The organism is Streptomyces sp. NPDC058198 (assembly GCF_042882605.1).
Lineage (GTDB): Bacteria > Actinomycetota > Actinomycetes > Streptomycetales > Streptomycetaceae > Streptomyces.
This window is the reverse complement of sequence record NZ_JBHVVP010000009.1, coordinates 59,874-79,125: the sequence shown is the minus strand read 5'-3', so window position 1 is coordinate 79,125 and position 19,252 is coordinate 59,874. Positions and strand designations below refer to the sequence as shown.

The following is a 19,252-nucleotide window of genomic DNA, read 5'->3' as shown; positions in this document are numbered from 1 at the left end:
CGCGCCCGGTCCATACATCCAGGAAGCCGGGCCCCCGCCCGGTCCGGCACGTGAGAGGACGGCACCATGCCCGTGAAGGAACCCCGCACCGAGCTGGACGCCCGCTACGGCGATCCGGCGGCCACGGCCACCGACTGGTCCGAGGCGGTCGCCCGTCTCACCGAGGCCGAGGTCTTCTGGCTGACGACCGTACGGCCCGAGGGCCGCCCGCATGTCACGCCGCTGCTGGCCGTCTGGTGGGACGGCGCGCTGCACTTCTGCACCGGCGCCGCCGAGCGCAAGACCCTGAACCTCGCCCAGAACCAGGATGTGGTCCTCACCACCGGTGCGAACGCCCTGCGCGGAGGCTGTGACCTGGTGGTGGAGGGCACGGCGGTCCGGGTGACCGACGAGGCGCGGCTGACCGCGCTCGCGACGGAGTGGGAGGCGAAGTACGGACCGGACTGGCACTTCGACGTACGGGACGGATCGTTCGCGGGCGAGCACGGCAATGTGGCGCTGGTCTTCCAGGTCGCTCCCCGTACGGCCTTCGGCTTCGGCAAGGCCCCGTACAGCCAGACCCGCTGGCAGTTCTGACCCCCGCGTCCCGCCCGCCACTCTGATGGAGGAACACCCATGGACTGGACCCTGGAAGCCGTCGTCATCCCGGTCACCGACCTCGACCGGGCCAAGGCCTTCTACGCGGAGCAGCTCGGCTTCACGGTCGACCACGACACGCGGATGGGCGACACGGTCCGCATCATCCAGCTGACCCCGCCCGGCTCCGGCTGCTCGATCGTCATCGGCTCGGGGATGTCCTCCCCGGACAAGGACAAACAGGAGCCCCGGCCCGGCACGTACCACGGCATGCAGCTCTGCGTCCTGGACATCACCGCGGCCCACGCCGAAGTCGTCGCACGCGGCGTCGAGGCGGGCCCGGTCAGCCACATCGAGGGCAACGGCTGGGCGGAGGGCCCCGGCGGCCCGTGGAACTCCTTCTTCTCCTTCCCGGACCCGGACGGCAACACCTGGACAGTCCAAGAAACCCCCACCCCCCTCGCCCAACGCACCCCCTGAAACCCCGGGCCGGCACCGTGCGGGCGCCGGCCCGGCCAGGACCTACAGCACCTGGAGGTCCGTCCGCTGCCGCAGCATCTGGATGACCTGTGGCTTCTTCATTGGCTGACTCCTCCCTTTGCGGTGATGCGGAGGGTCTGACCGTCCAGCACTGCTGTGCGGGCGGCCCAGGCGAGGGTGCTCTGCGTGCGGGCGGGCAGTCCCAGCCGGTTCCAGTGAAAGATCACGTGGTAGGCAAGGACTTGGCGCAGGCCTCGCTCCAGCCTTCCCTCACGGGCAGCTTCACGGAGAAAGGTGCCCAAGGCCCGGAAGGCATCTATCCAGTCGGTGGCGAACGCCGCAGGGCCGCCATCACTGAGCAGCGGCCCGTCCGGGTAGAGGTCGGCCAACAGCACAGGCCTCAGGCATGCGGCCATCGACTGGAGCCGATCGGGCATGGCGTCGGAGGGTAGGGGGCGCTCGGCGGAGACCCGTTGCCAGACGTCGCCCTGTTCGTACCACTCCAGTCCGGCGCCGCGCATCAGGGCGGTGCACAGCAGGACGGACAGTTCGCGGCGGCCGACACCGTGATGGGTCTCGTGGGGCAGGGTGAGGATGGCGCGGCTGTCGGCGTGGAAGAGATGGTGTGCGGCCTTCATCGCCTCCGTGCCACCGAAGGCTGCGGACTCCGGTTCGTAGATGCCTGTCCACCAGCGCCGGATGTGGCCGGTGGCGGCGAGTTCGTCCAAGGCGGTGCTCACCGTGGCTTTCGTGCTGCCGGGATGGCCCTGGGTGTACAGGCGGACTCGCCAGCAGGGGTGTTTGCGGATGAACCACCACTCGATGTCGGCCTGGTCCAGGAGCGGGGCGAGGTGGGTGGCTGCCGTGGTCTCGGCGGTCGCCCAGTCGGGGAACTCGACGTAGATCTGCCACCAGTCCGGAGTGGCGGCCTGCTGCTCCAGGGCGCGGCTACCCGCTTGGCGGAAGACATCGACGGCCGCTGCCAGCTCCGTCGGGTCCATGCCCATAAGGTCAGCAGCCTTGCTGAGCGGTGTTCCGGCGAGGACGTCGAGGACGGCGGTCACGGTCTTCTGGACTCCGGCGGGGCTCAGTCGATCAGCAGGCATGCGTCCCATCCGGAGAGCGGGGCCGCGTCGCGGGCGGCGGTGGTCAGGGCGAGGGCTGTACCGGCTTTGCCGTCGAGGAAGCCGGGACCGGTTGTCGTCCCGTTGCTGGCGGCGTCGGTGAGGGCGGAGACCATGCGAGGCAGGGCGGCCCGGAGTGCTGGGTCCTCGGCGTCGCGGGCGGCTCGCCATGCAGTCTGATAGACGCCCGCCCAGCCGTGGCACAGGCCGGAGTCGATGAGTCGTGCGAGCTGGGTGGGGTCGGTCAGACAGTCGGTCAGGTGCTGTTCGGCCGCACGCTGACGCTCGACGTCATGGGTCGCGATGGCGGCGAGCTGGAGCGCGCGGGCGATGCCGGGAGTGCCGTAGCACCAGCTGGGCCGGGCAGGACCGGTCTGGCTGGGCCGGCCGTGCCGCAGATCAGTGAGGGTGATGCACTCGGGCCACCACGCTCCTGTCGCTCCAGGCTGTTGCCATTGGTCAAGCCAGGCGCAGATCGTGGCGATGGCCCCGCGCTGGCCGTCCACCGTGATGCCATGGCGCATCGCTTGGGCAAGGAACGAGAGCGGCCCGGTAATGCCGTGCGCGGCTCCTTGGTTGCTGTGACCGTACGGAAAACGGGCGGCGGTACGGGTGTACTGATCATGACCGACCCACCAGCCGGGTACGGTCCGTCCTTCGTGCCGCAGCGGTCTGGAGAGGGCGACGAGGTAAGTCAGCACGCCTTCGAGTGCGGGGTCAGTGGGATCTCGGTGCAGCAGGTAGGCACCGATACCGGTCAGCCCGGAGAAGATGTCGTACTCGCGGAACGCGGGAAGGTCACCGCGCTGAATCCGATCCAGCCCGGTGGCGGTGCGGCAGTACGCGAGTTCGGCGACGCTTCGGTCGATCGTGGTGCGGGCGTGGACGTAGCGCGCGGAGGAGCCGGCGGCGGCGTGCACCATGAAGGCGATGGCGGGTGCGCCCAGGTAGAGGCCGCTGCTCTCGCCGGCGCTCACTTCTCCTGCGACAGCGCTGGTGATCCACCGATGGGCCTGTCGCCAGGTTCCGGTCCCGGTGTGGGCCCGTTCAATGTGCAACAGAGCTGTTCCGGCTGCACCCTGGGCCAGAGACTGCGTTGCCCAGGGCTCGTCCGGGGGCGGAGGTCCTGGCTCGGCCAGGTTTTGCGCGAAGCGCTCGATCAGGTCGGTAGGTGCGAGGGGCGGAGTCATCGGGACTTCCTGGCTGTGTGGCGGAGCGCGCAGGTACGGATCAGACGGCGGGTGACCCGTTCCCGGTCGGGGTCGATGCCGAGGGCACGTACGTGGTGCAGGTGCAGAAGAGGCCCCAGCACGGTGAGTGGGTCGCGCTGTGCTGACAACTGCTCGCGGTAGGCAGCCAGCACGGTGGCCCTCTGTTGCCACGCCGCAGCCACGGCTTCCGTGCCGGGTGCAGACCCCAGCCCGGAGGCATTGCCGTAGGGGTCGGCGAGATCGAGGGCCCTGTCGCGCAGCACCCGGTCCAGAGGTCCCTTCTCGTGCGGCAGCTCCTGGGCCAGCCAGCGAAGCCCTTCCTCGACGTGGGGTGCGAAGCGGGTCGCGAGATCCACCAGGCTGGCCGCTGCGAGCGCCTGACCGTCCATCCCGCCGGGGGCCGCCTGGATCTGAGCGACGGCTGCGGCCGAGTCGGCGGCGAATACCTCATGAGCCGTCTCCATTGCCGCGCCGTGCCCGTAGCGGCCGGACGGGGGGTGGTAGGTGGCGAGCGTGAGCTGCGCCAGCAGGCGTCGACGGCGTAACCCCTCCGACCAGTCGTGGACCCGTTCGGCCGCTCTCCCATACGCGCCGGGGTCCGGCAGCGCCAGGCACAGCGCGAGATGTTGGTCCGCGTCCGGGCGGGGCGTGGCGCGGTGGCGGCTGAACCACCACTGCGGGCGGGCTTCGAAGGTGCCGATAAGGGCGGGCAGATGCTCGGTCAGAATCTCGCCGAAGCGGTCCGGATGGGCGTGGATACGCGCGTGAAGGATGGCCGAGCGGCCTGGAAGGTGGTCCGCGTCGGTCGCGGTGGCGCGGAGCGAGGCCGTTATCCCTCGGCTGACTGGCTCGGCCAGGGTCAGGGGGAGGAGGAGTTCGTGCGCGCGACCGAGCCAGCCGACATCCTGCGGTCCGGGGGCTTCGCGCAGTTCGAGGCGCCGGGATCTATCGAGACGGGTACGCAGGAGCAGCCGGTGAATCGGATGGGTGAGGTCCAGGGGCAGCCGTTGGTCATGCTCCACCATGGCGATGCGCTCGGGCACCCGCAGTTTGGCTCTCCACGTGGCCAATGCCGTGTCCCACTCGGCGGTGGAAGTCTGACTGCCGGGCAGCACCTGGGCATTCAGCAGCCAGCGGGCCGGGGCGAGGACAGTGCGCCGGTAGCGCACCCGGGGCAGATACGGCAGGTGGGCGGCGGCACCGAAGTCGAAGGACTTGTAGACCGCGCAGCGGGCGGTGTTGATCTCCGCGAGGAAGCGCGCCAGCGGGGGCGTGTGCACACCGGCCTCCAGCGCATGCAGCACGCGAGGCTCGACAGCGCGGCCGGTGGAGAGTTGAACGAGGTGGAAGCGCCGGGAGTCCGCCGTGACCGCGAGGTCCGCCGGCTCGATCACGGTTTCGTCCTTCGGCCGGTGCTCGGAGAGCGAGATCACGTGCGGGAGGAGCCGCATGGTGCGGGCGATGTTCTCGTTGCGGCGACGACGCGGGACGAAGGAAAGCTGCGCGGCCAGCGCATCGGGGGACGTTGCCTGGTAAGTGGCCGCGAGCCGGACCCGGTCCTGGCCGGGCAGAAGGTGGGCGAATCGCCCCGCCATACTGCTGCCCGGCCTCGGCGTGCCGGTCACAAGCAGTTGATACGAACCACGGGCCAGTGCAGCCTGCGCGACTGCGTGGATCTCGACGGCCACCTCCACCCGAGGCACCGGCGCCATGCCGTCGGCGTCGGCCGCCAGATCTGCCATCATCGGCTCGGTCAGTACGATCTCACCGCTTCCGTCCAGCGTTGCTTGCTGGACCAGGCGCAACAGCTTCTCGTCGCGCTCGGTCAACTGCCGACCCGGGCTCTTGTACGGGGAGCCCAGATATCCGGCCGGGAAGCCGAGACCGCTGTCGGCCACCAGATCCAGGACGGGAACCACCGCTCCTGCTCCGTACCGGGCCCGGAAGCGTCCGTGGTAGTCGCGCCAGGCCGGATACCCGAACGGATACGGCGACAGCCTGCACAGAACTCCAACTGCTTCCTGTGCTTCCCGCACCACGGACTCGGGGATCTGGATGTCACAGTCCGCGGCGGTATCGACGGTCTGCGGCACTGGCGCGGTGCCGCAGAGGGCCCTCATCCGCTTCGCCGGCCCGGCCTCGCCCGTACCTGGGTCTGCGATCTGATCCTGTATCGCGAACAGTTCGCCCACCAGGCCCTCGATACCGGGGATGCCCCGGGCGTCGATGGCCTCCAGCTCGGTGCACAGGTGCCCGAGGGCGTCCAGGTGGGTCATCGGCGCCCATAGGTGGGTGAGCAGGATGTTCTCCGAGACCAGTCCGCTGAGCATCACGTCGATCCGGCCCCTGGGAGCAGTTGGGAACCGCTCGGTGAGCAGTGCGCCCAGCTCGTCGTACCCAATGGGGGAGGCAGCGCAGGCGAGTGCGGCTTGAACCGGGCCGGTGTGTCGTACGGATACCTCGACCGGAGCCAGAGCCTGAGCGCGATCGTCCGTCGGCAGGCCTGGTGCGACCCACCGGTTGCCGCGCACCTGCCCTGTGTTCGCGGCCACCACATGCAGTCGATCGAGCAGTTGAGGACATCGGTGGAGGCGGGCGATGATCCCCGCCAGCCAGGCCGTGTCCGCTCGTACCCCCGTGCTATGCCTTCCTCCCCACGAGACCCGCGGTACGTCACCGATCCGCACCGGGGCGACGCCGGCAAAGCGTCCGAACGGCGTCGAACGGCGCTGCCAGCGCAGGAGGTAGGACGCGAGGGACAGCACAGTCCGCCGTACTCGCCGGGCGTCGCATCGCCGGCCGTTCACGATCTCGCCGATTCGGTCACTCAGGGCGGGGCTGGCCGCGCTCACCGCGACGCGGACCTCTTCACGCTGCCAGGCGGCTGTCAGCCACTCGCGTCCACGCGCTGCGGCGTCCGCACCGGACAGATCGAGGTCTCGGGGCAGGTCCAGCCCGCCCGGATCGGTGGTGACACGCAGCAGCGCACCATCCTGGCACCGGTAGTTCACTGACTGCTGTGCTGTCACGATTTCCCCCTCCGTGGTGCTGGACGAGGTGCCGGGCGGGAAAGGCCGGCCCGGCACCCGCGCAGCTGTCAGTGCCGATCAGACCGGGTCGTCGATGAACGAGTCACACGCGCTGGCGCCGTTCTGGCAGGTGTTGCCACATCCGTCGTCGGTGGGGCAGTCGCCAGCACTGCCGTGGGGGCGGGTGGCCACTAAGACACGTACGTCCAGCGTGAAGTCGTCGAACTCCGTAATCCGCGGTTCGGCCAGCGCCGTGGCGCCGTCAGAGAACCCGAGATCCGACATATCGATCACTCTCCTTCTTCTTTGGTGGGGTGGTGGGGAACGTCCCGGTCCTCAGCCGGAGCCGTGGGCCAGGAGAGTGCGACCCGGCTGTGCTTCTTGTCGATGACACGACCGTCGGCCAACTCGGGAATCTGGCCATCGGGAGTTCCCGCCGGGTAGACGGTGATGCGTGGGCCCGATCCGCCTCGGTGGTCCCGGCCCCAGGTGCGGAGGTGACCGGCGATCTTGTCGGCGAACGCGGCTGCTCCGGGACCGAGGGCGTCGACCCCGTACTCGAAGAACGTGTCGTCGGTGGCGGGGCGCGGGGTGATGTAAGCGAAGTTCCGTCCGTCCTCGGAGACGGCGGCCAGAGAGAACCGCTTGTTGCGCGGGGCGACCACACCGGTGTCGAGATCCGGGTCCACGGCCATGGTGCAGAAGCCCGGCAGCATGGTGGCCATGTACAGCTGCAGGGAGTCCACCGGCACCCCGCGTTTGACCGTTACCCCGGTCCAGGTCTCGGTCCGCGGCATGCGGACCGCGTTGTCCAGAAGGCTCGGGTCGGGCGGGAGCCCGTCGTCGAACCGCAGGGTGATCTCATCAGTGCCGGTGAGCAGCAGCGCTTGGGACTCACGGGCTCCCGTGCCCTGCATGGGTACGAAGCCACAGATCCGCGCCGAGGTGCTGACCAGATGATCGCTGATGCGCTGGAGCGCGACTGAGCGCATCAGCCCGCGCATCCGCAGAGGAACGACGATGCGGCCGTGCTCGGTGAGCTGGGTGATCCAGGCGGGCGGAATGTCCCAGGCTCCGACGGTGACCACGATCCGGTCGTAGGGGGCGTGAGCCGGGACGCCGTTGTGGGCGTCGGCCGTCACCACACGAACCTGCGGGTAGCCGTTCTCTTTGAGCAGGCGGCTCGCACGGTTGGTCACCTCGGGGTCGATGTCCACCGTGGTGACTTCACCGGCTTCGCCGACCAACTCTGCAAGGTAGGCGGCGTTCAGGCCCCCGGAACCGATCTCCAGTACCCGCATTCCGGTCCGGATCTCGGCCTGTTCCAGCATGAAAGCCTGGATCTGGGGAGCGGATACGGAACTCACGGCCAGGCCGTCGCCGTCCCGTTTGGTGATTACCGCGTTGTAGGCGCTGTAGGCGTCCTCCAGGGACGCCTCGGGCGCGAACAGGTGCCTGGGGACGGTGCGCAGGACGTGCGCGACCGCATCCGAGACGATCGCGCCGTCCGCAGCAAGCTCGTCGACGACCTGTTCACGCAATCGTGCGGCACGAGCCTCTTCGGTCAGTTCAGGCATAAATGAATGGATTCCTTCCTGGGGGCTGTTCTGAGCACGGGAGGTGTGGGAGGCAGAGGAAGCGCCGCAGTGTAGTCATCCCGTTACCTCTCCGTCGGGCGATGAGCGCGAAGGGTCGGAGTGCGGCTGCCGTGTCTCAGTCAACGAGAAGGCGTCACCGAGCGTGCGGAAAATTGGCTACCGCATGGCTCGCGATGGACCGGTAATTTCCGGGGTGTTCGGTTCTGCGGCGAGCACGGGCTGGCTATGTTGAGGGCGTGGAGGGCAACCAGATCCTCAAGAAGAAGATGGCCGAGGCGGGCTTCACCCAGACTGAGCTGGCCGAATCAGTCAACGCCGACCTGCGTTCGGCCGGGTACGGGGGCACGGTGAGCGACCGCACCGTCCGCACCTGGCTGACAGGTAAAACCCGCTGGCCGCACCGCCGCCAGCGTGCGGCGTTAGAGGCAGTTTTCCACTGTCCCGTCACCGACTTGGGCTTCACGCCGAGACAAGAACCCGCCGCCGCTCGCATGGACTCATCGGAGGCCCCTGTGCTTCGTCGCCGCTTCATCAGCGCCTCCACCGGCATAGTTCTGCCTCTCGGTGCCGCCGCTCCCGGTCACGCCGCACCACGCCGAGTCGGATCGAGCGACGTGGAACGGCTGCAGAGCAAATTCGCCGTCCTCGTCGCGAGCGACCATCGGTACGGAGGCAAGCTCACCATCGAGACCCAAGCCGCCGCCCTCGCCGGGGAAGCCCTCGCGCTCCAGGCACGGGGCACCGCCGGCCAACGGGTACGCGGAGCGCTGTACGCGTGCGCGGCCTCCTTCACTTCCAGCGCGATGTGGGCCGCCACCGACGGCCGCCGATTCGACGCCGCACAACGCCACTTCCACCGGGCGTCCAGCCTGGCCGCCATGTCCGGCGACCCGACCATCCAGTTCCGCATCTGGTCCCACGCCGGAAGCCTCTACCGGCACATGGCGCGGCCGGCGGATGCCCTGGCGGCCAACGATGTCGCCCGCAATCTGCCGATCACCCGCCGCGACCCTATGTTCGCCTCACTCGGGCACGCCCGCCACGCCGCCATTCTCGGCCTCACCGGAGACTCCCGAGCCGTCCGCCAGGTCCTCGGCCACGCGCAGACAGCGCTGGAGCAGTCCCACCCGGGCGAGCAGCGACCCCTCTGGCTGAACGCCTTCTACGACCAGGCCGAACTGGACAACCTCGCCCTGGCCGCCTGCCTGTCCCTGGGGAACTACGAGGACGCCGAGGCCCACGCCCACCGCAGCCTCTCCCTCCTCCGCCCCGACATGCTGCGCACCCGGGCCATCACCACCGCCCGCCTAGCCCACGCCCAGCTGGGTCAGGGCGACCTGGAACCCGCCGTGACCACCGCCATGTCCATCCCAACCGACTCCGCCGGCCGGCATCCGCGCATCGCTGGGCTCCTGGAAGCCTTCGGCAGCACGCTCCGCATCGCCGCTCCCTCCAGCGGTGCCGCCCGCACCTGGTACCAGTACACCCACGACAGCTGAAGGAACCCCCCGTGACACCGGACAGCATCGAGCTGCGCCACGCCATCGACATCGACCAGGTCTGGGACACCCTCATCGAGGTCTACGCCGAGGTTCGCACGGACAAGCTGCACCTGGCGCACTACTCCGTGGAGCGCTACGGCGAGCGCCTGGCCAGGCACGCGTCGGAGCCCGGCTGGGAGGCCGTTGTCGGCTTCGACGGCGCCGAGCCGGTCGGCTACGCCTACATCAACACCCTTCAGCCCGACGACCGCTGGTGGCGGCGAATGACCACACCTCTGCCGCCCGGGTGCACCGGCCTGCCCACCGTGGCGCTGAAGGAGATCATGCTGCGCGTGCCCTGGCGTGGCACCGGCACCGCCCGGCGTATACACGACGAACTCCTCGCCGCCCGTCCCGAGGAACAGGTCTCCCTCCTGGTCAACCCGCTCGCCGGGGACGGCAAGGTGAAGGCGCTTTACGAGGCATGGGGATACCAGGAGATCAGCGCCCAGCAACCGGCACCCGACGGCCCCGTTCTTACAGCCATGCTGCGTGCCATACGGGAGCGGGCACAGGCAGCCGAGGGAGTATCCGCACCTCGGTGACCGTGGGCGGCACGTACGAGGGGCCGGTACAGCGGGCGGTCCTGGCGGAGCCCACGCCGGGCGTCGGGCCGGCTCCTGTCGATCATCTGGCGGGCATGTACGGCAAGCCGTCGCGTGGCCGGCCGTGGTCTCCGACAGGCTTGCGCAGTGCGCTCGTGCGGAGGCGGCTCCGGGCGATCAGGAAGGAAACCCGTTACGCCTGTGTGAAGGCTTGTGGGATACCGACGGCGCGGGGCATGAGGCAGGGCTCTCAAGACGAAGGGACTCGAATGACCACGTCAGTAATCATCGGTGGCACCAGCGGACTGGGACGGCACATGGCTGAGTGCTTCGCCGCACGTGGCGAAGACGTGGTGATCGGCAGCCGGGACGGAGCGAGAGCTGAGGAAGTGGCCACACAGATCGGTGACACGGTAAGCGGAATCGGTGTGGATCTCTCCCGTCCCGACACCATCGAAGACGCCCTGCGCGGCCTTGGCGGCGTGGACCATCTGGTGATCACGGTCGCCGAGCCCAGCCTGAACAGCCTCGCGGCGTTCAGCGTGGAGAGTGCCGCACGTTCGGCCACCATCAAGTTGGTCGGCTACACCGAGACCGTGAGAGTCCTCAAGGAACGTTTCCGTCCCGGCGCTTCGGTCGTTCTGTTCGGCGGTCTGGCCAAGGAACGCCCCTACCCGGGATCTACGATCGTCAGCGCGGCGAATGCCGCTGTCACGGGACTGACGCGGACGCTGGCGCTCGAACTGGCTCCGGTCCGCGTCAATGCCCTGCACCCCGGAGTCGTCGGTGACAGCCCGCGTTGGCGTGATGTGCCGGACCACCCGCACCTCGCTCGCACACCCATCGGACGATTGGTCACGATGGCGGAGATCACCCACGCCGCCGACTTCCTCCTCCACAACGGGGGGATCAACGCGATCGATCTCTATGTCGACGGCGGCCTGCGCGTCGGCTGAAGCCGTGCCCGTTCGGCCCGACGCGTCAATCAAGCAAGGAAACTCCGCTGACCCGCGGCTACAGGACCGGGAGGTTCTTGCGGAGTTCGAAGGCGGTTACCTCCGAGCGGTATTCCTCCCACTCCTGCTTCTTGTTGCGCAGGAAGAAGTCGAAGACGTGCTCGCCGAGCGTTTCGGCGACCAGTTCGCTGCGCTCCATCAGGGAGATCGCCTCGCCGAGGTTCTGCGGGAGGGGCTCGATGCCCATCGCGCGGCGTTCGGCGTCGGAGAGGGCCCAGACGTCGTCGTCGGCGCCCGCCGGGAGTTCGTAGCCCTCCTCGATGCCCTTGAGGCCCGCGGCGAGCAGCACCGCGTACGTGAGGTAGGGGTTGGCGCCGGAGTCGATGGAGCGGACCTCGACGCGGGCCGAGCCGGTCTTGCCGGGCTTGTACATCGGAACGCGGATCAGCGCGGAGCGGTTGTTGTGGCCCCAGCAGATGTACGAGGGGGCCTCGCCGCCCGAGCCCGCGGTGCGGGTGGAGCCGCCCCAGATGCGCTTGTAGGAGTTGACCCACTGGTTGGTGACGGCCGAGATCTCGGCGGCGTGCTTGAGCAGGCCGGCGATGAAGGAGCGGCCGACCTTGGAGAGCTGGTACTCCGCGCCCGACTCGTAGAAGGCGTTGCGGTCGCCCTCGAAGAGCGAGAGGTGGGTGTGCATGCCCGAGCCCGGGTACTCCGAGAACGGCTTGGGCATGAAAGTCGCCTGCACGCCCTGCTCCAGCGCGACCTGCTTCATGACCAGGCGGAACGTCATGATGTTGTCCGCGGTGGACAGCGCGTCCGCGTACCGCAGATCGATCTCCTGCTGGCCGGGGGCGCCCTCGTGGTGGCTGAACTCCACCGAGATGCCCATGGATTCCAGCATCGTGATCGCCTGGCGCCGGAAGTCCATGCCGACGTTCTGCGGGGTGTGGTCGAAGTAGCCGGAGCTGTCGGCGGGGGTCGGGCGGGTGCCGTCGACCGGCTTGCTCTTCAGCAGGAAGAACTCGATCTCGGGGTGGGTGTAGAAGGTGAAGCCGAGATCCGAGGTCTTGGCGAGCATGCGCTTGAGGACATAGCGCGGGTCCGCGTAGGACGGCGAGCCGTCAGGCATCAGGATGTCGCAGAACATCCGGGCCGTACCGGGGGCCTCCGCGCGCCAGGGCAGGATCTGGAAGGTGCCCGGGTCGGGCTTGGCGATCATGTCGGATTCGTACACCCGGGCGAAGCCCTCGATCGCGGAGCCGTCGAAACCCATGCCCTCGTCGAAGGCCTGCTCCAGCTCGGCGGGCGCGACGGCGACCGACTTCAGGAAGCCGAGCACATCGGTGAACCACAGGCGCACGAAGCGGATGTCGCGCTCCTCGAGCGTACGGAGCACGAATTCCTGCTGCTTATCCATTTCCACCCATCCTTGCTGGTCAGGCCACCTGCTCCCCTGCCGCGGGGCACGTTGCGGCACACGAGCATCCCACCACACGATTTCCGGCGCGTTGCGAACCCCCGTCCAACGTCCCGCGTCGTGCGCGTGTACGGGTCTCTGTCCATAGTGCCTGTACGTCTGGTGCCCATGTAACAGGTGATCGCAATCCATGGTGCTGATAGATGGCGCGAGGTTGCCGCGCCCGCCACTGCCCGCTCCTGCCCGTTCCCGCTCGCTCCCGGTGGACCCCGGGTCCGGTCCCGTCAGCCCGTCAGCCGTTGCCGTGCCGGGCGTGCGTGTCCGACCAGCCCAGAGGGTACGGCTCCGAATCGTCATCCGGAACCACCGGCTCCCCGCCCGCCTCGGTGAAGGCGGTCAGGGCGCCCACCAGGGCCGAGCGCTGCTCGGGGGTCAGCCGTTCGACGATCGCCGAGATCTCGCGATGGCGCGCGGCCGAGACGTCCTCGACCAGCCTGTCGCCCTCCGGGGTCAGCCGCAACATCGTCTCGCGGCGGTTGTCCGGATTGCTCTGCCGGGTCGCCAGGCCGGCGGCGATCAGCCGGTCCAGCATGCGCATGGCGGTGGAGGGGTTCACGCCCAGCCGCTCGGCAAGCTCCACCAGCTTGGCGTCGCCGTGGGTGGCGAGAACCATCAGCAGCCGGAACTGCGGCAGGGTGACCCGGTCCGCGACGGCGGCCAGGGAGCGGGTGGAGACCGCCACCAGCAGCCGGGACGCGGTCAGCACCGCGTGGGTCACCGCGTCGACGTCGGCCGGGCCCTGCTGCGGGGGCGTCGGCTGGGGAGGGTGGGCCATGCCTCTTTGTACCGCGCCGGGCCCGGGTCCGTACCGTCGCGGGTGGCCACAGGGTCCGGCGCGGTACGCGACCGGGTCCGGCGCGGGTGGCGACGGAGTCCGTACGGTCGCGGCGGCGACCGGGTCCGTCACCGCGCCAGGGCCGTACCGTGCCCGGTTCGTACCACATCGGCTCCGTCCAGGGGCGGGATCCGGCCGCAGAAGCGGCTCCTCACTGCTGCGCGGCGGGGAGTACGCACTACGATTTGCGCCCATGGGGGGACCGCGTCGCACAGGCATCACGCGTCCCACGGCACTGGTGAGTGCCGTGGCGACGCTGTTCGCCGCGCTCTTCATATGTCTGGGGCCAGGACCCGGTCCCGCCGACGCTCATCATCGGCCCGATTCGGCCGCCGGGGCCACCGCCGCCGGCAGCCGGGCCCCGCACGTCCAGCACGTCCGGGCCGAGCAGGTCAGGGCCGAGGACCGGTTCAGCTGTCCGTACGACAACGGCGACTGCGGGCTCTTCCCGCATCTGAGCCCGGCCGTGCTCACCGTACCGCCGCCGGCCGCCCCACTCACCGGCGGCGTACAGCTCCAGCACCTCGAACCGCCGCACCCCACCGGCCAGGTGCCCCGCTCCGGAGCGCTCGCCCGCGCGCCGGACCTCCACGTCCTTCAAGTACTGCGGACGTAGCCGGGCCCGCACCCGCACCGGGTTCCCGTATCTCCTGATCTCCGTTCCGCAGGTATCCGCGTTCCGTAGTTATCGCAGAAGGACATACATCATGGCTTCCAAGTCCCAGTCCGCCGAGCGCAAGGCCCGCATCGAGCAGATGCGCCGCGCCGAGCAGGCCCGCGAGCGGCGCAACCGCCTCATCACGATCACGGTGAGCGCCGTCGTGGTGGCCGCCCTCGTCGGCTTCGGCGCCTTCATCCTCAACAAGGAGTCCGACAAGAAGGAAGAGCAGCAGGCGGCGGCCAAGGCGCCCGTCAAGGGCGAGAAGTCCTGGGATGCCAAGAAGCTCGGCCGCAACCATGTGACCGAGGCTGTGAAGTACCCGATGAAGCCGCCGGTGGGCGGTGACCACAACCAGGTCTGGATGAACTGCGACGGCGTCGTCTACAAGGACGCGATACCGGACGTGAACGCGGTGCACTCGCTGGAGCACGGCGCGGTCTGGGTCACGTACAACGACAAGGCCGCCGACGCCGATGTGAAGACGCTCTCCGAGAAGGTCGAGAAGACCCCGTACACGCTGATGAGCCCGGTCAAGGACCAGTCCGGCGCGATCATGCTGAGCGCGTGGGGCAAGCAGGTCTCGGTGGACAACGCGGCGGACCCGCGGGTGGAGCAGTTCCTCACGAAGTACGTACAGGGCTCGCAGACCCCTGAGCCGGGCGCTACCTGCACGGGCGGGCAGGGCGCGCAGTGAGCTCGGTGACCCGCACCCAGTGGGCGGCGATCACCGCGGTCGTACTGGCGCTGCTCTTCGCCGGTACGGCCACGGTGGCCTCGGCCGGGCGTGACGACGGGCCGGGCGCGCCCCGTACCCCGTCGGCGGACTCGGCGGACGCGGGCTTCGCCCGTGACATGGCGGTCCACCACCAGCAGGCGGTGGAGATGTCCTTCATCGTCCGGGACAGCACGGACGACGAGGAGGTGCGCCGACTGGCGTACGACATCGCCAACACCCAGGCGAACCAGCGCGGGATGCTGCTGGGCTGGCTGGACCTGTGGGGGCTGCCGAAGGCCGAGGCGGGCCAGGAGCCGATGGCCTGGATGCGGATGCCGATGGACATGGGCTCGGACGACGGCGCCGCGATGGATCACGGGCACGCGGAGCATCAGGCCCGCGACGGCTCGCTGATGCCGGGCATGGCCACGAAGACGGAGCTGGAGCGGCTCCGCCAGGCCCGTGGCAAGCAGGCCGAGATCCTGTATCTCCAGCTGATGACCGACCACCACAAGGGCGGCGTGTCGATGGCCAAGGGCTGCGCCGAGATGTGCGCGGTCGGCACGGAGAAGGACCTCGCCGAGGGCATGGCCGCGGCGCAGCAGTCGGAGCTGAACCTGATGGCGGACCTGCTGAAGGCGCGCGGCGCGAAGCCGCGCACCGGCTGACGCGCGCGGGCCGTCGGTCCCCCGGGACCGGCGGCCCGATGCGGTGCGGCAGACGGTCCGGCCCGGCCCGGTGCGGCACGCGGCCCGGTGCGGCTGGCGGTCCGATGCCGGTCAGCGGCCCGCGCCCGGCGCCGGCCCGCGTTCAGGGCTCAGCCACCCGTTCGGGTGCCACCGGTCGCGTCACCCGAACGGCTGCACGATGATGGTTCTGGCTCGGGGTGGACGGCACACAGGAGGCACGAAACCCATGACCACTGCCAAGGACATGATGCACGCGGGGGCCCAGTGGATCCCCGCGCACGAGACGCTCGACCGCGCCGCACAGATGATGCGCGATCTGAATGTGGGCGCGCTGCCCATAGCCGACTCCGACGAGCGGCTGACCGGCATACTCACCGACCGTGACATCGTCGTCGGCTGTGTGGCGAAGGGCCATGACCCGGCGAAGATCACGGCGGGTGAGATGGCCCGGGGCACACCCCGCTGGGTCGACTCGGACGCGGACGTGGACGAGGTCCTGATGGAGATGCAGACCCATCAGATCCGCCGGCTCCCGGTGATCGAGGACAAGCGTCTGGTCGGGATGATCAGCGAGGCCGATCTCGCCCAGCATCTGACCGACATCCAGATCGCCACGTGGGCCGAGAAGGTCTACGCGCCCCGCTGACCCGTACGCGCCCCGCTGACCCGTACACGCTCCGCGGACCCGTACGCGCTCCGCTGACCCGCCACCATCGGGGCGCGCGGCAGTCCTGGCCGCGCGCCCTCGGGTCAGCGCCGACGGGGGCCGAGTGGGACGGCCCACACTCCCGCCCCAGGACATCGTGTCAGTCAGACGATTACACTGGGCGCCGTGCCTCAACTACGCCTCGCCCTGAATCAGATCGACTCGACCGTCGGCGATCTCGCCGCGAACGCCGAGGCGATCGTGCACTGGACCCGGCACGCCGCCGAGCAGGGAGCGCACGTCGTCGCGTTCCCCGAGATGGTGCTGACCGGCTACCCCGTCGAGGACCTCGCCCTGCGGTCGTCCTTCGTCGAGGCGTCCCGGGCCGCCGTGCGCGCGCTCGCAGTGCGGCTCGACGAGGAGGGCTTCGGGGAGCTGCCCGTCATCGTCGGCTATCTCGACCGCTCCGAGAAGGCCCAGGCGCGGTTCGGCCAGCCCGCCGGCGCCCCGCGGAACGCCGCCGCCGTGCTGCACCGCGGCGCCGTCGCGCTGAACTTCGCCAAGCACCATCTGCCCAACTACGGCGTCTTCGACGAGTTCCGGTACTTCGTCCCCGGCGACACCATGCCCGTCGTCCGGATCCACGGCGTCGACGTCGCGCTCGCGATCTGCGAGGACCTCTGGCAGGACGGCGGCCGGGTGCCGGCCACGCGGTCCGCCGGGGCGGGGCTGCTGATCTCCATCAACGCCTCACCGTACGAGCGGGAGAAGGACGACACCCGGCTCGACCTGGTGCGCAAGCGCGCCCAGGAGGCCGGCTGCACCACCGCCTATCTCGCGATGATCGGCGGCCAGGACGAGCTGGTCTTCGACGGCGACTCGATCGTCGTCGACAAGGACGGCGAAGTCGTCGCCCGTGCGCCGCAGTTCGCCGAGGGATGCGTGGTCCTCGACCTCGATCTGCCGGCCGCCGCGGCCGAACCGCCGTCGGGTGTCGTGGACGACGGGCTGCGGATCGACCATGTCGTCCTCTCCGAGGAGCCGCTGCCCGCGTACGAACCCGAGCTGGCCGGCGGCTACGCCGACCGCCTGGCGGACGACGAGGAGGTCTACTCGGCGCTGGTCGTGGGCCTGCGCGCGTACGCCGCCAAGAACGGCTTCGGGTCCGTCCTGATCGGGCTCTCCGGCGGTATCGACTCCGCGCTCGTCGCCGCCATCGCCTGTGACGCGCTCGGCGCGCAGAACGTGTACGGCGTCTCCATGCCGTCCAAGTACTCCTCGGACCACTCCAGGGACGACGCGGCCGAGCTGGCCCGCCGTACCGGGCTCAACTTCCGTACGATCGCGATCGAGCCGATGTTCGACGCGTACATGGGGTCGCTCGGTCTCACCGGTCTCGCGGAGGAGAACCTCCAGTCGCGGCTGCGCGGCACGATGCTGATGGCTCTCTCCAACCAGGAGGGCCAGATCGTGCTCGCGCCGGGCAACAAGTCCGAGCTCGCGGTGGGCTATTCGACGCTGTACGGCGACTCCGTCGGCGCGTACGGCCCGATCAAGGACGTCTACAAGTCGGCCGTCTTCCGGCTCGCCCGCTGGCGCAACCGCGCCGCCGAGGAGCGCGGCCAGACCCCGCCGATCCCGGAGAACTCCCTCTCCAAGCCGCCGAGCGCCGAGCTGCGCCCCGGCCAGGTCGACACGGACTCGCTGCCGGACTACGACGTACTGGACGGGATCCTGGAGCTGTACGTCGACCGCGACCAGGGCAAGGACGCGATCGTGGCGGCGGGCTTCGACGACGAGCTGGTCACGAAGACCCTGCGGATGGTGGACACGGCGGAGTACAAGCGGCGCCAGTACCCGCCGGGCACCAAGATCTCGGCGAAGGGCTTCGGCAAGGACCGGCGGCTGCCGATCACGAACCGCTGGCGCGAGTCGACGAGGAAGTAACGGCCTGGTGCGCGTTCTCCTGCGGCCGGGGGCCTTCCGCGACGACGCGGGAGGTCCCCGCCGCCGTCTCCCGGCCGCCCCGGTCCAGCAGGCCCGCCGTCACCGCGATGGCCAGGCCGACGACCGCGAGCACCGCGCCGACCAGGGTCGGTGACATCCAGCCCCAGCCCGCCGCGATGGCCGCGCCGCCGAGCCAGGCGCCGCCCGCGTTGGCGAGGTTGAAGGCCGAGTGGTTGGAGGCGGAGGCGAGCGTGGGGGCCTGCCTGGCCTTGTTCATGACGAGCATCTGGAGCGGCGTGGTCGTCATGAAGCCGACCGCGCCGAGCACCACCACCGTCACCAGCGCCGCCCACTGCACCTGCGCCGTGAAGCGGAAGGCGACCAGCACCACGGCGAGGGTGGCGAGCGAGCCGTACAGCGTGGGCCGCAGCGCCCGGTCCGTCAGCGGTCCCGCCGCCAGCGCGCCCAGCGTCATACCGATGCCGAAGAGGGCGAGGACCAGCGTCACGGACGACTCGCCGAAGCCCATCACCTCGGTGGTCATCGAGGCCAGGTAGGAGTACACGGCGAAGACCCCGCCGAAGCCGAAGACCGCGGTCGCCAGCCCGAGCAGCACCTGACGGTTGCCGAGGGCGCGCAGCTCCCGGCCCACGCTCTGGTGCGCGTCGACGGGTACGTACGGTACGAGCCGGGCGAGCGCCGCCATCGCGACCAGGCCGATCACCGTGACCACCAGGAAGGTGGCACGCCAGCCGAGGTGCTGGCCGAGCAGGGTGGCCGCGGGGACGCCGACGATGTTCGCGATGGTCAGGCCGAGGAACATGGTCGCCACGGCCCGCGCCTGCCGGCCTTCGTGCACCAGCCGGGCGGCGACGACCGCGCCGACGCCGAAGAACGCGCCGTGCGGCAGCCCGGCGAGGACGCGGCCCGCCAGCAGCCAGCCGAAGCCGGGGGCGAGCGCGGAGGCGAGGTTGCCGACGATGAAGAGGCCCATCAGCAGCAGAAGCATCCGCTTGCGCGGGATACGGGAGCCGACGGCGGTGAGCAGCGGGGCGCCGATGACGACGCCGATCGCGTACGCCGACACGAGATAGCCGGCGGTGGGCACGGACGTTCCCAGATCGTCCGCGACATTGGGCAGCAGACCCATCATCACAAACTCGGTCGTACCGATGCCGAAGGCGCTCACGGCGAGAGCGAGCAGGGCCAGGGGCATGAA

Annotated in this window: 18 protein-coding genes; 10 read left to right on the top strand and 8 right to left on the bottom strand. The window is 69.7% G+C overall.

The genetic code is table 11. The features are described from left to right. Positions 1–66: 66 nt before the first annotated feature. Both ACFVWW_RS25870 and ACFVWW_RS25865 read left to right on the top strand, forming a co-directional pair. Positions 67–576 carry a pyridoxamine 5'-phosphate oxidase family protein gene (locus tag ACFVWW_RS25870; protein WP_386877892.1) on the top strand — a complete coding sequence of 170 codons (510 nt, stop codon included), beginning with the start codon at positions 67–69 and terminating at the stop codon, positions 574–576. Between the two features lie 39 nt (positions 577–615). Further along, positions 616–1,056 (top strand): VOC family protein, encoded by a 441-nt coding sequence (locus ACFVWW_RS25865; RefSeq protein WP_386877893.1) that lies wholly within the window; start codon positions 616–618, stop codon positions 1,054–1,056. A gap of 98 nt (positions 1,057–1,154) precedes the next feature. Here the strand turns inward: ACFVWW_RS25865 and ACFVWW_RS25860 are convergent, their stop codons facing one another. The 5 genes from ACFVWW_RS25860 to fxlM form a co-directional block, all read right to left on the bottom strand. Then, complete coding sequence (locus ACFVWW_RS25860) at positions 1,155–2,162, bottom strand: thiopeptide-type bacteriocin biosynthesis protein (protein WP_386877894.1); 1,008 nt, start codon at positions 2,160–2,162, stop codon at positions 1,155–1,157. Beyond that, positions 2,144–3,370 carry a lanthionine synthetase C family protein gene (locus tag ACFVWW_RS25855; protein WP_386877895.1) on the bottom strand — a complete coding sequence of 409 codons (1,227 nt, stop codon included), beginning with the start codon at positions 3,368–3,370 and terminating at the stop codon, positions 2,144–2,146. Before ACFVWW_RS25855 ends, ACFVWW_RS25860 begins: the two co-directional genes overlap by 19 nt. Beyond that, the gene (locus ACFVWW_RS25850; RefSeq protein ID WP_386877896.1) at positions 3,367–6,420 is read right to left on the bottom strand and encodes a lantibiotic dehydratase; all 3,054 of its coding nucleotides are present in this window, start codon (positions 6,418–6,420) and stop codon (positions 3,367–3,369) included. Before ACFVWW_RS25850 ends, ACFVWW_RS25855 begins: the two co-directional genes overlap by 4 nt. Positions 6,421–6,498: 78 nt before the next feature. Further along, positions 6,499–6,705, bottom strand: a complete 207-nt coding sequence (locus ACFVWW_RS25845; protein WP_386877897.1) for an FxLD family lanthipeptide — start codon at positions 6,703–6,705, stop codon at positions 6,499–6,501. Between the two features lie 5 nt (positions 6,706–6,710). After that, positions 6,711–7,997 carry a methyltransferase, FxLD system gene (gene fxlM, locus ACFVWW_RS25840; RefSeq protein WP_386877898.1) on the bottom strand — a complete coding sequence of 429 codons (1,287 nt, stop codon included), beginning with the start codon at positions 7,995–7,997 and terminating at the stop codon, positions 6,711–6,713. A 257-nt stretch (positions 7,998–8,254) separates the two neighbouring features. Between fxlM and ACFVWW_RS25835 the strand changes: the two genes are divergently transcribed. The 3 genes from ACFVWW_RS25835 to ACFVWW_RS25825 all read left to right on the top strand — a co-directional run bounded on the left by ACFVWW_RS25835 (position 8,255) and on the right by ACFVWW_RS25825 (position 11,060). Then, positions 8,255–9,517 (top strand): XRE family transcriptional regulator, encoded by a 1,263-nt coding sequence (locus tag ACFVWW_RS25835; RefSeq protein ID WP_386877899.1) that lies wholly within the window; start codon positions 8,255–8,257, stop codon positions 9,515–9,517. Between the two features lie 11 nt (positions 9,518–9,528). Continuing rightward, positions 9,529–10,104 (top strand): GNAT family N-acetyltransferase, encoded by a 576-nt coding sequence (locus tag ACFVWW_RS25830; RefSeq protein ID WP_386877900.1) that lies wholly within the window; start codon positions 9,529–9,531, stop codon positions 10,102–10,104. A 236-nt stretch (positions 10,105–10,340) separates the two neighbouring features. Further along, a complete protein-coding gene (locus ACFVWW_RS25825) occupies positions 10,341–11,060 on the top strand; it encodes an SDR family NAD(P)-dependent oxidoreductase (RefSeq protein WP_389680124.1) in 720 nt (239 codons plus the stop codon). Between the two features lie 58 nt (positions 11,061–11,118). Here the strand turns inward: ACFVWW_RS25825 and glnA are convergent, their stop codons facing one another. Together glnA and ACFVWW_RS25815 are read right to left on the bottom strand one after the other, a co-directional pair. Next, complete coding sequence (gene glnA, locus ACFVWW_RS25820) at positions 11,119–12,480, bottom strand: type I glutamate--ammonia ligase (RefSeq protein WP_384188601.1); 1,362 nt, start codon at positions 12,478–12,480, stop codon at positions 11,119–11,121. A 292-nt stretch (positions 12,481–12,772) separates the two neighbouring features. Further along, positions 12,773–13,315, bottom strand: a complete 543-nt coding sequence (locus ACFVWW_RS25815) for a MarR family winged helix-turn-helix transcriptional regulator (protein WP_386877901.1) — start codon at positions 13,313–13,315, stop codon at positions 12,773–12,775. Positions 13,316–13,568: 253 nt separating this feature from the next. On the opposite strand from ACFVWW_RS25815, the gene ACFVWW_RS25810 reads away from it, so the two are divergent. From ACFVWW_RS25810 to ACFVWW_RS25790, 5 genes are all read left to right on the top strand, one after another. Then, positions 13,569–13,991 carry a hypothetical protein gene (locus tag ACFVWW_RS25810; protein WP_386877902.1) on the top strand — a complete coding sequence of 141 codons (423 nt, stop codon included), beginning with the start codon at positions 13,569–13,571 and terminating at the stop codon, positions 13,989–13,991. 91 nt (positions 13,992–14,082) lie between these two features. Continuing rightward, positions 14,083–14,730, top strand: coding sequence for a DUF3105 domain-containing protein (locus tag ACFVWW_RS25805; protein WP_384188595.1), 648 nt, complete (start codon positions 14,083–14,085; stop codon positions 14,728–14,730). A 5-nt stretch (positions 14,731–14,735) separates the two neighbouring features. After that, positions 14,736–15,419, top strand: coding sequence for a DUF305 domain-containing protein (locus ACFVWW_RS25800; RefSeq protein ID WP_384336598.1), 684 nt, complete (start codon positions 14,736–14,738; stop codon positions 15,417–15,419). Between the two features lie 247 nt (positions 15,420–15,666). Then, on the top strand, positions 15,667–16,086 hold the full coding sequence (locus ACFVWW_RS25795; RefSeq protein ID WP_384188592.1) for a CBS domain-containing protein: 420 nt from the start codon (positions 15,667–15,669) through the stop codon (positions 16,084–16,086). A gap of 186 nt (positions 16,087–16,272) precedes the next feature. Continuing rightward, complete coding sequence (locus tag ACFVWW_RS25790) at positions 16,273–18,033, top strand: NAD+ synthase (protein WP_384188590.1); 1,761 nt, start codon at positions 16,273–16,275, stop codon at positions 18,031–18,033. Here the strand turns inward: ACFVWW_RS25790 and ACFVWW_RS25785 are convergent. Beyond that, a complete protein-coding gene (locus tag ACFVWW_RS25785) occupies positions 17,999–19,249 on the bottom strand; it encodes an MFS transporter (RefSeq protein WP_384336594.1) in 1,251 nt (416 codons plus the stop codon). The two genes, ACFVWW_RS25790 and ACFVWW_RS25785, sit on opposite strands and share 35 nt — an antisense overlap. Between the last annotated feature and the right edge of the window lie 3 nt (positions 19,250–19,252).

Coding starts and splice junctions, on each gene's coding strand:
- fxlM (WP_386877898.1), bottom strand. CDS start 7,997: ATGCCTGAACTGACCGAAGAGGCTCGTGCCGCACGATTGCGTGAACAG.
- ACFVWW_RS25815 (WP_386877901.1), bottom strand. CDS start 13,315: ATGGCCCACCCTCCCCAGCCGACGCCCCCGCAGCAGGGCCCGGCCGAC.
- glnA (WP_384188601.1), bottom strand. CDS start 12,480: ATGGATAAGCAGCAGGAATTCGTGCTCCGTACGCTCGAGGAGCGCGAC.
- ACFVWW_RS25860 (WP_386877894.1), bottom strand. CDS start 2,162: ATGCCTGCTGATCGACTGAGCCCCGCCGGAGTCCAGAAGACCGTGACC.
- ACFVWW_RS25870 (WP_386877892.1), top strand. CDS start 67: ATGCCCGTGAAGGAACCCCGCACCGAGCTGGACGCCCGCTACGGCGAT.
- ACFVWW_RS25810 (WP_386877902.1), top strand. CDS start 13,569: ATGGGGGGACCGCGTCGCACAGGCATCACGCGTCCCACGGCACTGGTG.
- ACFVWW_RS25855 (WP_386877895.1), bottom strand. CDS start 3,370: ATGACTCCGCCCCTCGCACCTACCGACCTGATCGAGCGCTTCGCGCAA.
- ACFVWW_RS25845 (WP_386877897.1), bottom strand. CDS start 6,705: ATGTCGGATCTCGGGTTCTCTGACGGCGCCACGGCGCTGGCCGAACCG.
- ACFVWW_RS25825 (WP_389680124.1), top strand. CDS start 10,341: ATGAGGCAGGGCTCTCAAGACGAAGGGACTCGAATGACCACGTCAGTA.
- ACFVWW_RS25805 (WP_384188595.1), top strand. CDS start 14,083: ATGGCTTCCAAGTCCCAGTCCGCCGAGCGCAAGGCCCGCATCGAGCAG.
- ACFVWW_RS25795 (WP_384188592.1), top strand. CDS start 15,667: ATGACCACTGCCAAGGACATGATGCACGCGGGGGCCCAGTGGATCCCC.
- ACFVWW_RS25785 (WP_384336594.1), bottom strand. CDS start 19,249: ATGCCCCTGGCCCTGCTCGCTCTCGCCGTGAGCGCCTTCGGCATCGGT.
- ACFVWW_RS25865 (WP_386877893.1), top strand. CDS start 616: ATGGACTGGACCCTGGAAGCCGTCGTCATCCCGGTCACCGACCTCGAC.